The 14,182-nt window shown below is 60.8% G+C and carries 11 protein-coding genes and 1 pseudogene; 4 read left to right on the top strand and 8 right to left on the bottom strand.

Annotated features, from left to right (window positions below):
• Positions 1-551: 551 nt before the first annotated feature.
• Complete coding sequence (locus LT988_RS14465; protein WP_232406265.1) at positions 552-1,925, top strand: hypothetical protein; 1,374 nt, start codon at positions 552-554, stop codon at positions 1,923-1,925.
• Here the strand turns inward: LT988_RS14465 and LT988_RS14460 are convergent.
• The 3 genes from LT988_RS14460 to LT988_RS14450 are packed head-to-tail and all read right to left on the bottom strand — an operon-like array spanning position 1,922 to position 4,289.
• Positions 1,922-3,100 carry a glycosyltransferase gene (locus tag LT988_RS14460; protein ID WP_232406264.1) on the bottom strand — a complete coding sequence of 393 codons (1,179 nt, stop codon included), beginning with the start codon at positions 3,098-3,100 and terminating at the stop codon, positions 1,922-1,924. The two genes, LT988_RS14465 and LT988_RS14460, sit on opposite strands and share 4 nt — an antisense overlap.
• A gap of 5 nt (positions 3,101-3,105) precedes the next feature.
• Positions 3,106-3,501 carry a DUF2304 domain-containing protein gene (locus LT988_RS14455; protein ID WP_232406263.1) on the bottom strand — a complete coding sequence of 132 codons (396 nt, stop codon included), beginning with the start codon at positions 3,499-3,501 and terminating at the stop codon, positions 3,106-3,108.
• Entirely contained in the window at positions 3,498-4,289 is a 792-nt protein-coding gene (locus LT988_RS14450) for a glycosyltransferase family 2 protein (protein ID WP_332460485.1), read from the bottom strand. The genes LT988_RS14455 and LT988_RS14450 overlap by 4 nt, the downstream gene beginning before the upstream one ends.
• Positions 4,290-4,392: 103 nt before the next feature.
• Here LT988_RS14450 and LT988_RS14445 point away from each other — a divergent pair, with 103 nt between their 5' ends.
• Positions 4,393-4,803 carry a glycosyltransferase gene (locus tag LT988_RS14445; RefSeq protein ID WP_232406262.1) on the top strand — a complete coding sequence of 137 codons (411 nt, stop codon included), beginning with the start codon at positions 4,393-4,395 and terminating at the stop codon, positions 4,801-4,803.
• Here LT988_RS14445 and LT988_RS14440 read toward each other — a convergent pair.
• Positions 4,772-5,495 (bottom strand): annotated as a pseudogene (locus tag LT988_RS14440) (IS4/Tn5 family transposase DNA-binding protein). The gene LT988_RS14445 and the pseudogene LT988_RS14440 sit on opposite strands and share 32 nt — an antisense overlap.
• A 413-nt stretch (positions 5,496-5,908) precedes the next feature.
• On the opposite strand from LT988_RS14440, the gene LT988_RS14435 reads away from it, so the two are divergent.
• Entirely contained in the window at positions 5,909-8,893 is a 2,985-nt protein-coding gene (locus LT988_RS14435) for a sulfotransferase (RefSeq protein WP_332460484.1), read from the top strand.
• A 57-nt stretch (positions 8,894-8,950) separates the two neighbouring features.
• Here the strand turns inward: LT988_RS14435 and LT988_RS14430 are convergent, their stop codons facing one another.
• The 4 genes from LT988_RS14430 to LT988_RS14415 form a co-directional block, all read right to left on the bottom strand.
• Positions 8,951-9,568, bottom strand: a complete 618-nt coding sequence (locus LT988_RS14430; RefSeq protein WP_232406261.1) for an exosortase H-associated membrane protein — start codon at positions 9,566-9,568, stop codon at positions 8,951-8,953.
• Positions 9,565-10,080, bottom strand: a complete 516-nt coding sequence (gene xrtH / locus LT988_RS14425; RefSeq protein WP_232406260.1) for an exosortase H — start codon at positions 10,078-10,080, stop codon at positions 9,565-9,567. Before xrtH ends, LT988_RS14430 begins: the two co-directional genes overlap by 4 nt.
• Positions 10,081-10,197: 117 nt before the next feature.
• The gene (locus tag LT988_RS14420; protein WP_232406259.1) at positions 10,198-10,803 is read right to left on the bottom strand and encodes a D-sedoheptulose-7-phosphate isomerase; all 606 of its coding nucleotides are present in this window, start codon (positions 10,801-10,803) and stop codon (positions 10,198-10,200) included.
• Positions 10,800-11,081: a hypothetical protein gene (locus LT988_RS14415; RefSeq protein WP_232406258.1), complete on the bottom strand. Its 282-nt coding sequence runs from the start codon at positions 11,079-11,081 to the stop codon at positions 10,800-10,802. Before LT988_RS14415 ends, LT988_RS14420 begins: the two co-directional genes overlap by 4 nt.
• 431 nt (positions 11,082-11,512) lie before the next feature.
• On the opposite strand from LT988_RS14415, the gene LT988_RS14410 reads away from it, so the two are divergent.
• Complete coding sequence (locus tag LT988_RS14410) at positions 11,513-13,828, top strand: S8 family serine peptidase (protein ID WP_232406257.1); 2,316 nt, start codon at positions 11,513-11,515, stop codon at positions 13,826-13,828.
• Positions 13,829-14,182: the final 354 nt, after the last annotated feature.

Below are 14,182 nucleotides of genomic sequence, written 5' to 3'. Positions count from 1 at the left end.
CAAGTCGCAATGACGAGCGGTCTCGCCGTGTTTGTTTTGATCGGATGGTTTGCTCTGGACGCGCGCTGGCAGTGGGAACTCGGCGAGAGGCTGATTGCGGCACAGGGTCGGTACGGTGAGTTGGCGACAACCGAGCGAGCTCAGGCGGCTCCGGACGCGCGGCTTATCAGGGCCTTGCAACCCTTGCTGGCTCGTCTGTCTTCGGATCCGGCGAGAATTATGATTCTGAGTGCAGACCCGACCAGCGCCACACCGGCCCGGCTGCGCTACCATCTCGCCCCGCACAGGGCATATGCCGGCTTGTCCGGTCTACCCAACCGAAAGCTAACGCGCCCGGGCGATTACATACTGGTTATGGATTCGCTGAAGAGCGTCCGTTACGACCGAAGCCGGCGTGTCTTGGTCGAACGCAAGAAGGAGATTCCTGCCGATTTGATCGAGAAGGCACCGCGGATCGGGAGCTTGTTTCGAGTGCGGGTCGGAACGTAACGATGGGCTGGCCCGGCGTTGCAATCGCTCTTGCCTTGCCTGGGGTCACCGGGTGTTTATGGTTGAGACTGCTTTGGCCTGTCCCGAAACCCGGCCGCTGGCCATTGCTCATCGGATACGGGTACCTCCTGGGTTTGACGGCGATAGCACTGCTGTTGGGCCTTTGGGGGCGACTCGGCTCGGAGTTGACCGTCTATCCCGTGCTGCTTGTCCTCGGACTGATGTCCCTCTTGGCGTTTCACCTCTTCCGATCCCGAGCTACGGCGACCGTAGCTCGGTCGGAATATGGTACGGCGGCGCAACGCCTGTCGGTCGGGCAACGAATCCTTCTCGGGGCGATCTTGCTCTGGTTGGTGCTGCGTATTGCCGGACTCGCACTTGAGGTATGGTGGGAGCCTTTGTTTCCCTGGGACGCTTGGACAACCTGGGGGCTGCGCGCGCGCGTCTGGTCGGAATTACGCGAGCTTGTTCCTTTCATCGCACCCTCCGACTGGCTCGCGGATGACTCCGGACGTGCCCAGACGATCGCCGCCTGGCGCTATCCAACGACCGTGTCCTTGATTGCGACCTGGTCTGTTTTGGCCTTTGGCCAGTGGAACGAGACCGCCGCCAATCTGCCCTGGGTGGGCTGCATCCTGGCGTTGGCGCTCGGCTTTTACGGACAGGTGCGTTTTTGGGGGGCGCCCGCTCCAACGGCGATCGTCTTCACCTGGCTCTTGCTCTCGCTCCCCTTGCTCAACTCCCACGTCGCGCTTGCAGGCTATGCCGATCTCTGGTTGGCGACAACGCTCGGCTTCGCGTTCATGTCTTTCCTTCACTGGAGCCGCGACGGCGATCGACGACAGGGATTACTATCGGTCATGTTGCTGGCCGTCAGCCTATCGATAAAAGTCGAAGGTCTGATTTGGGCGCTGCTGTTTCTTCCTGCCCTGCTCGCCACCAAGGTCCGCGGACGCTGGCTGATCGCAACAGCGGCATTGATTGGGATCCTGGCGCTCGCGGTTTGGATGTCCGGAGGGATCGATTTCGAGATACCGTTCATGGGTCTCGCACAGCTTGGACCCGATCGGATCGAGCTGCCCTATCTCGGCCAATTCAACTTAAGCGCTCTCCAGTCATGGGAGCCAATGCTTAGGCACTTTCTCCTATACGGAAACTGGCACCTTTTGTCCTACCTCTTGGCGATCGCGGTCGCCTTGAGCCTATTCAAACTCACCTTAAGTCGTTCGGAAGCATGGCAAAGGGCGGGGTTGACTTGGGTCCTGACCTCCCTCTTCGCGTTCTTTGGCCTTTTCGCCTGGACCGATGCGGCCGCGTGGGCTTCCGACTCGACCAGCATCAATCGGGTGTTTCTGCATTTCGTCCCTGGCCTGATCTTCTGGCTGATGACGGTTTGGATGTCGCTGCAAACTCGCGACGAGGTCCCCGCGTCTTAATCTCGAGCCTGGCTCGTTCGGGCAAGAATCTCCTCATACAAGGAACGAACCTGCCTGCAGACCGCGTCGATTCCGAACTCACCGACAAGTGCGGCGGCCCCTCGCACCCCGAGCGCCCGCCGCTGTTGCGGATCTGCCTTGAGCTGACTCAAGGCGTTCGCCAACGCCTGCGCATCACCCGGCGGTGTCAGTAGACCGTGACCGGCTCGGCGGACCAGCCAACCGGTGCCTGAGCCCGGGATGTCGCTGACCACGACCGGTTTCGAGAATCGCATGGCCTCGAGGAGCACGAGACCGAACGCCTCCGTGCGCTCCAGGGAGGGCAAGCACACCAGATCGCAGCTGGCGAGCAACGCCCGAAGCACTCGCTCGGACCGAAATCCGAGCAGTTGTACTCGATCGGTGACTTCGAGCGAACGGGTCAGGTCCAGCAGCGAAGAGCGTTTCTCTCCAGCACCGACGATGAGACATCCGACCTCGGGTAACCGCGAGATTGCCCGAATGAGGACCTCATGACCCTTGTAGTAGGTCAACCGACCAATCGCCAGTATGCGCAATGGCGCTGCCCCCCAAAGAGGTGTGATCTCCGCCAGATCATCCGGATCGGGATCGGAGAGCCGCCTTGGGTCCAGCCCCAAAGGGATCGTGGTACAGCGGGATCGCCAAGGCCTGAGAGGTTCGCTCGCCACCAAATAGGTCGGAGACGTCGCCACGACAGCATCGGACCGGCTCAGAAGCCTCTGCTCCAGCGGCCGATATGCTCGATACGCCAATGCCAAACGGCGATCGATCGTGGAGGCGACGAGGTCGGCATGCCAATGAACCACCCAGGGTAGGCGTCGCGCTCGCCTCAGAGCCATCGCGAAGAGCGCCGAACTGTTGGGCAAATGGAGGTGCAGCAGATCAGGCTCAAACTCCCGAATCGCCCGATCTAACCAGAAGGGAAAGGCTGGGCTTAGGGGGACATAGAGCAATCGACCGAAGGTCGGGGCGCGGTAGACGGAGGCCGATTCCGAGGGGTTGGGGCGGATTCCTGTCCAACCGAATCGTTCGTGATGCACCAAGGCGGCAACATCAACGCCGCCCTCCCGCAGCGCGCCGATCAAATCGAAAAGAAAGTACTCCATGCCGCCGGCGAACGGCGGATAGAACTTGCCGACGTGCAGGACCCGCATTGCTGTCAGGAGTCGGATAGGGAGTCCGGAGCCTCGCTTCGAACGTCTGCGACGCATCCGGAAGACTCGAGGTGTGGGTCACGCGCCTCGAGCATCGCTAGTCTTTGAGCCAGTCTCCGAATCTGCCGCTCCTGTCGCGATCGTTCCAAGTCCATCGTCAGAACCTTGATGAGCAGGAGGGCAAATCCCAGAATCAGCGCCAGTATAGGCGGATAACTGACACCCAGGTAGAATGCCAGAACATCGAAAGACCGTGGCCAGAAACCCAAAACGACTACCGCAGCAGCCGCGCCCATCCACCAGAGTGCGTAAGGGCCGTGAAGGTGGTCGCGCCGCACCAGCCATAGGATGATGCCGGCAACGGCCAACCCGATGGCCATCGACGTCAACTGATAGGTCATAGGGGAGACCTGGGCTCATCCGGTTGAGGGTGCGCCGGACCGTGGCCGATGCGGGCGACACACAGCAGGCTTGTTTGGATCATGTATCGGCCGACCGTCCACCAGGAATCGAAGATTCTCGAGCGGCCATCGCCGCGTGACTGCATCGGCACTTGAACCTCCTGGATGCGGAGACCTTGACGACGCAAGATCAACAGCACGCCAACGTCTTGGTAGTCGAGCAAGCTGGCGTCAGGACATGAGAGTCGCTCGATCGCCGGGCGATTATAGGCGCGAAAGCCGGAGGTGATATCGTCCAAGGCGATACCGGTCAGAGCGCGAAAGTAGCGCCAGGCGATTCGGCGACCTACGCTCGCGCGCGAAGGGCAGGCCCCGATGACGACATCGGCCACACCGGCGCGGATGGGCGCGATCAATTCCGGTATCAGGGCCGGCTCGTGTTGGCCGTCGGCATCGAGCGTGACGGCGATCGGCCAGCCGTGACGCGCTGCAAACCGAAGGCCGGCCTGAGTAGCTCCCCAGGCGCCGAGCTGGAGCGCAAGCGGAAGTACGATGGCACCGGCCGCAAGCGCGCGGTCGGCCGTGTCGTCGCTGCTGTTGTCATCGATGACGACCACCGGACGATCCACGCGATCACTCGCTTCGGTCACGATCCGCTCGATCGTTGCGGCCTCGTTGTGCGCCGGGATCAGGATCATAAGCTTGCCGAGGGTCAGGAGGTGGCCGTCCCTAAAGCGCCCGCCCCGGATGAGCTCGAACGAGCTCGGATAGCCAACACGATACAACAAAACGAAGCCGTATTTCGAGACGCATCGCCCAGTCGAAGGCCCCCGGAATCGGCGCTCGATCCCTTGGGCGTCAGGTCGCGCCCACAACGCGGAAGGAATCATCGTGGCCAAGCTCACCGCTCTTGCTATCCTCGCAACCTACAACGAGCGACGGTTTGTGCGCGCGTGCATCGAGAACCTGACTCGTCAAGGGTTCGAGACCTACCTCCTCGACAACGAATCGACGGATGGGACCGTCGAGATCGCCCGGCAGTATGTTGGCCGTGGCCTGATCGCAATCGAGTCGCTACCACGCGACGGATTCTACCGTTGGGAGCGGATCCTTCAGCGCAAGGTCGAGATCGCGCAGACATCCGGTCACGATTGGTTCATGCATGTCGATGCCGATGAGATCCGGCTCCCTCCACCGCCTTTCCAAACGATTCAAGAGGTACTCGGGGATGTCGATGTACAAGGCTATCACGCATCCCATTACACACATCTCATAACTCATGAAGCTGTCGCGCATATCTGAGCCCCGCGGCGAAGTCCGTAATGCGTTGCAGACCGAGCCAAATCGTCTTCACGCCGGGCTCGCCGTCGCCCTTGCCCCCGAGAAATCCGCCGAGGCCGGCGATCAGGCGGACGACGGTATTGAGGCGCGGAGGCTTCTTCGGAAGAGGCTTCTCGGACAACAGGTAGGCGGCCTGCCATTCCTCGGGTGCGAAGAACAGCTCGGCGACGCGCGCATACCCCTCGAGCCAGCGGATGCTTTCCTTTTCCCCGGCACGGGTCCCGTCCGGCCCTTTTCGGTTGGCGTGCCCACATCCAGGCATCGAGCACGCCCAGCGGCTCGCGCGCCGGGCTCACGGCATAGGTCGGATGCAGGTACATCCCGCGTTGCGCTTCGTAGCTCAACGGCCCGAGCCCGGCGATCCCTTGGCCGTTGAAGTCCAGCTCCGTGGTGTCCTGCAGACACAACACCACCGGGTGCGCCGCCATGCGCGTGCGGGTGCACCGACGATGCGGCTCGAGGATGTCCATCCAGTCGTGCGCCTCGGAGCCGAGAAACCGATACGCCGCCTGCGTCTCGCCCCAGCCCCGGCAGGCCTCGGGGATGCTCGCCGTCGGGCGCTCCGCCAAGCGCTCGATCAACTGCACTGCACGGCGCTCGCGGCGCGCATCGCCCAGAGCAAGTCCTTGAAATTCCGCTTCTGCCCAGCCCATCGAAGCCCCAGGAAAGTATCCAAAAGCGATACCTTAGACTGCACACCTAAAGTGTTGCGTAATGGGATGGGGGTAAACCTACGAGCAAGGCAGCCTGTTGACACAAAAAATCCAATAGTGTTTTCACCTTGTGCCGTTTGTTGGCAAGAGAGCGGGTCGACGCAGACGATAACCCCGCGACATGTCCGCCGGCACCGGACTCGACAGCGCCGCCCGTCTTGGGCTCCAATTGGCCCAAGGATCGTTTCGCTTATCCCGGTACCGAACGCACACCGCGTCCAAGTCGGCCGTATCGAGATCCTGCCGCGGGCTGATTCCGCCCGCGTTAACGCGATAACATCGTCCGCGGCCCTTGCGAACTGTGCTGACAAGGAGCCCGAGTCTCTATCGTCCCGAACCGTTTCAGCGAATCTATGGTGTCGAAGAGCACAATCGGGCCCCCGATAGCCATCGGAGGCGTTGGCGGAAGCGACACGCGCTTAGCCGCGGAGCTGTTGTTACGGCTCGGGTTCTTCGCCGGAGCCGACCTCAATGAATCGCTGGACAATCTTTGGTTCACGCTCTTGTTCAAGCGGGCCGAGATTCGTGGCTGCTCGGACCTGGAATTTCAAACCTGTGTCGACCTCTTCACGAAACGCATGCAGGGCTGTTCGGACTTCGGCCCGGCCGCCGATGCACTGCTCCGACGTTTGGCCAGCGCGGACCGAGCCCAGCACGATTCACGCTGGCTTAAAGACCGAGTGGTCTCGTTCCGCGGCCCGGTGACTACTACGGCTTCGGGACTCCGATGGGGCTGGAAAGAGCCGAACACCCACGTCGTGTTGGATCGCCTCATGGAAGCGATGCCCGAGCTCAAGTATGTCCATGTCTTTCGCAATGGCCTGGATATGGCGTATAGCCGAAACCAGAACCAGCTGCGACTCTGGGGACCCAGCTTCCTGGGCATGGACCCCGTTCCCGTCGACCCGAGGCACGCGTTGAAGTATTGGTGTCGCGTCCACGAGCGTCTCCTCGGCGTGTTCGAGCGCTTCCCCGGACGAGGTCTCATGCTGAATTTCGACGCACTCTGCGCAGAGCCATTGCAAAGCCTCGTGCCGATGTTGCGTTTTATTGAGGTCGACCCCAGCCTGGAACGCATTGAAGCGTTAACCCCGGTGATTCGTCCGCCCGCGTCGATCGGCCGTTTCAGGACTCACGACTCTTCCCTATTCGACCCGGAGGACGTTCGCTTCGTGGCCAATCTCGGCTTTCCGGTCGGAGAGCAATTAGGAGGTTTTGTCGTCTCATCGAACCAGCGCAGCGAGTCCTCTAAAGGAACCTCGGGCACGTTGAGCGGGTCCGACATCGGGCTGTTCTTGGATCGGCAACATCCAATGGCCACTCGGCCGAAGGCAATTGCGCCTGAGACCAACGGCGCACCATTTCATGAATCGGGACGGGTCGGATCGGTCGACGCCGTGGATAGATCCCCTAGAGTGCTGAACACGCATCGCGATCGGTCCGACCCATCGCAGCGTTTGCCGGGCGACCGTCGCACGGCACTCCTCGTCCTCGGCATGCACCGCAGCGGCACCTCGGCCTTCACCCGGGTCTCCGGACTGCTCGGCGGAGCACTCCCTCGAGACCTCATGCCTCCCGTAAAGAACAACAATGAAACCGGCTTTTGGGAGTCGATGGGGATCTATGAGTTGGATGATCTGATCTTGAAGCACGCCGGGACCCGCTGGGACGACTGGCGAGCACTCCCGAGCGACTGGCTGCACTCTGCAATCTCCAACGGGTTCAAAGAGCGAGCGATCGACGTCGTCCGCGAAGCCTTCCAGGACGATGCCTTTATCATTGTCAAAGATCCACGGATCTGTCGGCTCGTGCCTTTCTGGCGCGAGGTCTTCCGAGAGATGGAGATGGATGTCCTTCACCTCCTGCCGGTGCGCAACCCGCTCGAGGTCGCCGCTTCGCTTCGCAGACGCGACGGTTTCGATCCCGCCAAGGCCTATTTGCTGTGGCTCAGACACACGCTCGATGCTGAGGTCGCCACCCGCGGATCCCGTCGCTCCATCACAACCTTCCAGCGACTGATGTCCGATTGGCGAACATGCGTGACCGATATCAAAGTGCATCTAGGGGTGACTTGGCCCCGTATACCGCAGGCGTCAAGCGCCGCCGCCATCGATGCCTTCCTTCAGGATGGCTTAAGACATAACCGGGCGAGCGATCATGAGCTCTACGACGATCAGAACGTTCCCGATTGGGTGAAGGCCACTTTTCGCTCGATGCTCGAGCTCAGTCATCGTCCCGACTCTCCGAGCGCTCTGTCCGTGCTCGACGGCGTCAGGGCCGAGCTCGATAAGGCGACGCAGGCAATAGGACCGACCGTTCGTCTTGGCGAGATCGACGAAGAACGTCCGACACCGAACATCGAAACAGGTAAACCGCGGTCCGATCAAAGAACGTCCCGACTCCTCGAATTGGAATCAACCGTGCTGCTCCATCAATTGGAAACAGAGGCACTCCGCTCCGAGATCCTCGCGTCGGAAAGCCGAGTATCCGAGCTTGATTCGGTCGTCATGCACAATCGCTCCCTGATCGAAGACCTCCGGCGCAAGATCACGGAGCTTGAGATCGGCGGACAGAAAGACAGGATGACAGCGGTCGAGCAGCGTTTACGGAATCGACACCTGGAAACCAGTCTTGGAACAAGTCAACGCCGGATCGAAACCTTAACGCGACAGCGCGACGCAATGGCTTTTCGAGTCAATGCATTCCAGAGCACCGCGTCCTGGCAGTTGGGACGCTACGTGCTCGCGGCCGAGCAACGCTTTCCAAGGATGATGCGCTCTGTGCTCGCGGCGCCAAAATGGGCCCTCTGGTTCCTGACGATGCGCGCGTCGGATCGGTTTCGCCTACGTTCCGAGGTTCGCCGACTCCGTGCGTGCGGACTCTTCGACGAAGCCTGGTATGTCAGCTCGTATCCAGAGATCCTGGCATCAGGACATCATGCGGCGGCTCACTGGTCGCTGATCGGCTGGAGGCACGGTTTAGAGCCCAATCCGCTTTTCAAAACGCGGTGGTATCTCGAAAATAATCGGGACGTAGACGCTGCTGGAATCGATCCGCTACTGCACTACTGTGCGCAGGGCGCTTTCGAAGGACGCGATCCGCACCCCTGTTTTTCGTCGAGCTGGTACCTTGAAAAAAACCCTGATGTGGCGCAGTCGGAAGTCAACCCGCTAATGCATTTTCTCGAAGCAGGCGCGAAGGAGCAACGCGACCCCCATCCGTCTTTCCAAATATCGAAATACCTAACGGAACATCCGGAGATTATCGCCACCGGAGTCAATCCGCTCATCCATTTTCTTTCTCATGGCGAAGAAGAGGTTCGCATCGATCTTCCTTGAAGAAATAGGAAGTCGATGGCGCTCGATTTCGAGCCGAAGATCACCGCGGGATACTCGTCAGGTGCGGAACCGCTCCGACGGCTGACCTGTAGAATCATTCCCCGTTAAATCCGATAAGAAGGAGCGGAATTGAACGAGCCAAATCAAAACGGGTGAGATCGGCGGAAATATGAGATACCCGAACTTGAATGCCAGCGCAAGGATCTCGTAGCCGGCGGGCGAGAACGCCAGCCGTTCGCGGGCAGCCCCATCGATGTGGAAGGCCAAGATCTTCATGATTCCCGTAGTCACTCCGAAGAGCTGGACGACGAAGAGGATCGCCATACCGACCAGCCAGAGAAAAACCTTCCTGCGATCCTCCCCCGGCGATGCAAGAACCAACGCCGTATACAGAGGCACACAGTACCCGTAATCCAAAGGTTGGGTTTCAAAGCGTATGAGCCCAACCACCGTAGAGGTCGCGTCGGGATGCGGCACACTCAATTGAGTAGTGACCAACAGCTGATTCCCGGCAGCTTCAATCCCACCGATCAGGTTCGGTAAAAACCAGGTCATCAGCATATCGAGGACGGATGCCAACGGAATGACGGATAATATCGAGGAGAAGTACCAAATCGCATAGCAGATCGGCAGCCAAAGCCCGACCTTGATCGCAAACCGACCGACCGGACTCATGCAGGCGCCCCGGGTGCTGCCCTAGACGATGCGCTTCGGAGTGAAATCCAACGCAGCCAGAACAAAAAAACCAACAGCACGTCAAGCATGATCAACGCCTGCCAGACATAGAGATGGGCCCACTCGAAGAGCGTCTGATTCCATTGACCGATGTAGAAGAGACTGATGATCCGAATCAGGTTCAGTGCCTGGACCGTCACCAGCCCGACCAGGATTCCGATCAGCTTTTGCTGCCATGATGCGGGGAAGGCAAACATTGCAGCGAAAAGGATAATGCCGGCCTCCACGCCGTTGCATCCAGCCTCGATGGACACCGCGAAGCCCGACGTTTGATCCCAGATCACCTTGCCCTGAGCCCTCACCTGATCATCGAACAACTGCATGATCGCCGCACTGACGTGGGTCACCGCTGCCGTGAAGGGCAGCACAACGGCGTTTTGAACCGGAGGGGTCAGCTCTGCGATGAATAGGACGCTGACGATCACAAGAAACAGCACGATAAATCGATACACGCAAACCGACTCCAAATTGCGAGACGAATGCCCGCCTGTGGCCACAACCCCGTTGGATTCGAACTCTTTCGGAAAAGCAGCAAAATTGCCGACAAGACGGGCTTGAACTTCAGCCCCTCACGAGCCCGCCAACGCCTCGACAGCCTCGCATAAGAAATGCCCCAGAACTAGGTGGAGCTCCTGAATCCTGGGCGTCTCGCGAGACGGGACCGACAAAAGAAGATCCCTGGGCGCAACGAGATCGGCATGTCGGGCACCGGTCAACAGAACGCTGAGGACCCGGCGATCGGCGGCGGCTTCGAGAACCCGGACGATGTTGGGCGAGCGACCGCTGGTGGAAAGCGCCCAGAGCACGTCGCCAGGCCGGGCCAGCGCGGTGAGCGGGCGCGAGAAGATCTCGTCAAAGGAGAAATCGTTCGCGACTGCGGTCAAGGCGCTGGTATCGAAGCCCAATGCAACAGCCGGGATGGGACGACGTGTCTTATTCAGAAAGGGACCGATCAGCTCGCCGCTAAGGTGGGTGGCCTCGCCGGCACTGCCGCCGTTTCCGCAGATGAAAAGCGTGCCGCCGTTGCGGATGGACTCGGCCGTGCGCACCGCGGCATCGACCGTCGCGGCGAGCAGATCGACGTCGCCACGGACTGATTCGACAAGCGCTGCCGTCGCGTCGAGCCGTTGAGCCAGCATGGCGGAGAGATCTTGAAGCGAACGTTCCTCGTTCATTTGTCGGCACCGGCCCCGTCGGCGCCTTCGGCGTACTTCCGGCCATCCGTCGAGAGACGGCCCTCGATCTCCATCAGTTTGCGGACGTCCCGGGCCGCTTTGCGCTGCGTGCCGCGTTGATTCCGGGCATCGGCGACCTCTTGGCCGGTGCGTTCGCCGAAGCGGGCTGGCCTGAGGGAGCGGAATTGGATTTTGGTCTCCACCAGCGTCGCAATGGGCATGACGGCACCGAAAAAGCGGATATCGAGAAAGGGACGATCGGGTTTGGTGTCGTTCATGTTGTTCCCGTAAACCGCGTTCGGGGTGGACACTGGCGTTTCGATCGCAAGCTTCGAGACGGCGGTACCTGGACACGTTTTAAATCGCCACTTCAGACACTTAAAGCATACCTACTGCGATCACCGACGCGCTGAGTCCTGCTCGTAAGTCTCGGCGACATAGGGGCCCCGGTGCGGTTGTCCGGCAAGGTGTTCAGGGCTTCGCAAAGGTCAACGCTGGGGGACGCCGCCCTAATGTGCCACCCAAAGTGCACCGGGGCAAGAAGCTCGTCGATCCGTGACGCATCACTCAAACGATGGCAAGAATGCGAGGTGTTTCTCGGTTTCAACGAGAAGATTAGACCAATATCAGACGGGAGAGCCAGGGTTAGGCTCGTCCCTTCGTCTGATTTAGCAGGCGCCCTTCGACGTCATCACTTGGGATATCCACTATGAGCAAGTATCCCGGGCAGCACTTTCAGCGCAGATTCCTGCCTGCGATTGCCCTTATGATCGCCGTCTCCGCACAGGCGGGGGTACCTGCCGACGACATCGATGCGGACTTCGCCGCGGCGGTCGCGGCAGCGGCTTCGCAAACGATGCGAGCGAATGCCGGCGTAACGCGGGGCGAGCGACAGTCAGCCCTTCTGGAGCGTGCGATGACGGAAGGCTCGGTCCCGGTCATCGTGCAGCTGAGGATCTCGGATGAGCAGCAGACAGGGTCCGGCAGGGCACAGCGCCGCGCAGCGCTGTCGGCCGCTCAGAAGGGCATGCTTCAACGGATCGGACTCGGCGGCGGACGAGACCGTTTAGGGGCACCAATCAAGCGCTTCAGCGAGGTGCCGGCCTTGGCCATGCAGGCGGACGCGATCGATTTGATGGATCTGGCGGACGATCCCGAGGTGCTGGATGTCGTGGAAGACATCGCCTATCCACCTGCGCTCTCCACCAGCGTGTCGCTCGTCGGCGCCCTCGGGGGCACCTTCGAAGGATACAGCGGAGAAGGGCAGGTGATCGCGGTCCTCGACACCGGCGTGGACAAGAGCCACCCCTTCCTGAGCGGCAAGGTCGTCTCCGAGGCATGCTATTCCTCGAATTACACGTCATCCGGCGTCTATTCTCTATGCCCCGGCGGGGTTACCGCCTCGACCGCGGTCGGCTCGGCACTCAATTGCGATACATCTGTCAACGGATGCCAACACGGGACACATGTCGCGGGAATCGCGGCCGGCAAGGGCAGCAATTTTTCCGGCGTCGCGCGCGACGCTCGCATCCTCGCGATTCAGGTATTCAGCCGGTTTCCGAGCAGCTCCTGCGGCGGAGCCCCCTGTGTGATGGCCTATACATCCGATATCATCAAAGGATTAGAGCGCGTTCACGCGCTACGAGCGAGCTACGCGATTGCCGCTGCAAATCTCAGTCTAGGCGGCGGCGGATACACCAACGCCTGCGACAGTGACCCGACCAAGCCCGTGATCGATAAGCTGCACGCAGCCGGGATCGCTACCGTCATCGCCAGCGGCAATAACAGCTACATCAATGCCATTAGTGCCCCGGGCTGTATCTCGACCGCGGTCACCGTCGGCAGTACCACCAAGTCCGATGCCGTCTCGTCCTTCTCCAACAGCGCCGCCTTCTTGGATCTCTTGGCACCCGGAAGCTCGATCAATTCGTCGGTCCCCGGCAGCAGCTATGCGACCTGGAACGGGACTTCGATGGCTGCGCCTCATGTCACAGGGGCTTGGGCGGTATTGAAGTCGGCGAAGTCGACGGCCGGCGTCGAAGAGGTGCTCGCCGCACTGAAGAGCACGGGACAACCGGTTCTCGATTCGCGGAACAATCTGTCGAAGCCGCGCATCGAGGTTGCGGACGCGGTGGCCGCACTGGAGGGCGCGCCAAGCCCCAGCCCGGTCGCGCCGAGCGCCCTGGCCGCAAGTCAAATCACGATCAACGGCTTTCAGGCGAACTGGACCGGCGTCGCTGATGCCACCGGCTATCGTCTGGATGTCTCGACCAGCAGCACATTCTCCAGCTTCCTAAGCGGCCATCAGAATCTGGATGTCGCAACCGCCACGGCGCGGACGATCTCGGGACTCGCCAGCGGCACGAACTACTACTACCGCGTGCGCGCCTACAACGGCAGCGGAGCCAGTCCGAGCTCGAACGTCGCCAACGCAACGACCACGGTCGCTCCGCCCGCGGCACCGACGTTGACCAGCCCTTCAGGCATTACCGCTAACGGCTTCACTGCGAGCTGGCGAAGAGTGACCGGTGCCACCGGCTATCGTTTGGATGTCTCGACCAACAGCGCCTTCAACGGGTACGTCACCGGATACCAGGATCGCAAGGTCGGCAATGTGCGCAAATTGGCGGTGACCGGCCTGAGTCCAGGCACGACCTACTATTATCGCGTGCGTGCGTCCAACGCCGGAGGAGCTGGCTTGAGCTCGAGCACACGCAGCGTGACAACGAAGGAGGCCATTCCTCAAGTCCCGGCCTTGAACTCGGTAATCAGCATCGACCGGAGGAGTTTCACCGTCGACTGGAACCCTGTCAGCGGGGCCACCGGGTATCGACTCGACGTTGCCACCAAAAGCAGCTTCCGAAGGTATGTGAATGGCTATAAGGATTTGAATGTCGGCAATGGCACGGAATACTCGGTGACCGGGCTCAGGGCGGGGAAGACCTACTACGTTCGCCTGAGGGCCTACAACTCGGCCGGAACCAGCCTCGATTCTGAGACAAAGGTGATCGTAACGCCGATATAGTCCGACATTTCGGACTCTAACGAAAGACTCGCGGGCACATTGAAGAGGCAAACCGGGACGAAGCACCGGCTCCGCGGCAGCGCTGCAGGCAAGCCCCCGTTTCTCGGTCCGGAGCTTCGCATCGGGCATGCCGCGCGCGGTCCAAAGCAGTTTCACGAAGGCCGCGATCAAGGCAACCTGGCCGAGCATCAAGGGGACGATCCACTTGAGTCGATAGACCTTGGTTCGCGCCACTTCGGTGCGCAAGCGCTCTTTGACCTTCGCAAAAGGGTCCGAGGCCCTGCAGGCTCCGATCGTTCGTCGAGCCCGCCTCGCGCGCCCGATGTCCCCGTGAATAGTCCACACCCCGGATGT

This window comes from Thiocapsa bogorovii (genome assembly GCF_021228795.1).
Lineage (GTDB): Bacteria > Pseudomonadota > Gammaproteobacteria > Chromatiales > Chromatiaceae > Thiocapsa > Thiocapsa bogorovii.
Note: the sequence above shows the minus strand (reverse complement) of the source record. Positions and strands in the feature narration are given on the sequence as shown.

Excerpts from the sequence above, each read along its gene's own strand:
- LT988_RS14435 (WP_332460484.1), top strand. The coding sequence starts at position 5,909 with ATGGTGTCGAAGAGCACAATCGGGCCCCCGATAGCCATCGGAGGCGTT.
- LT988_RS14420 (WP_232406259.1), bottom strand. The coding sequence starts at position 10,803 with ATGAACGAGGAACGTTCGCTTCAAGATCTCTCCGCCATGCTGGCTCAA.
- LT988_RS14410 (WP_232406257.1), top strand. The coding sequence starts at position 11,513 with ATGAGCAAGTATCCCGGGCAGCACTTTCAGCGCAGATTCCTGCCTGCG.
- LT988_RS14455 (WP_232406263.1), bottom strand. The coding sequence starts at position 3,501 with ATGACCTATCAGTTGACGTCGATGGCCATCGGGTTGGCCGTTGCCGGC.
- LT988_RS14430 (WP_232406261.1), bottom strand. The coding sequence starts at position 9,568 with ATGAGTCCGGTCGGTCGGTTTGCGATCAAGGTCGGGCTTTGGCTGCCG.
- LT988_RS14415 (WP_232406258.1), bottom strand. The coding sequence starts at position 11,081 with ATGAACGACACCAAACCCGATCGTCCCTTTCTCGATATCCGCTTTTTC.
- LT988_RS14460 (WP_232406264.1), bottom strand. The coding sequence starts at position 3,100 with ATGCGGGTCCTGCACGTCGGCAAGTTCTATCCGCCGTTCGCCGGCGGC.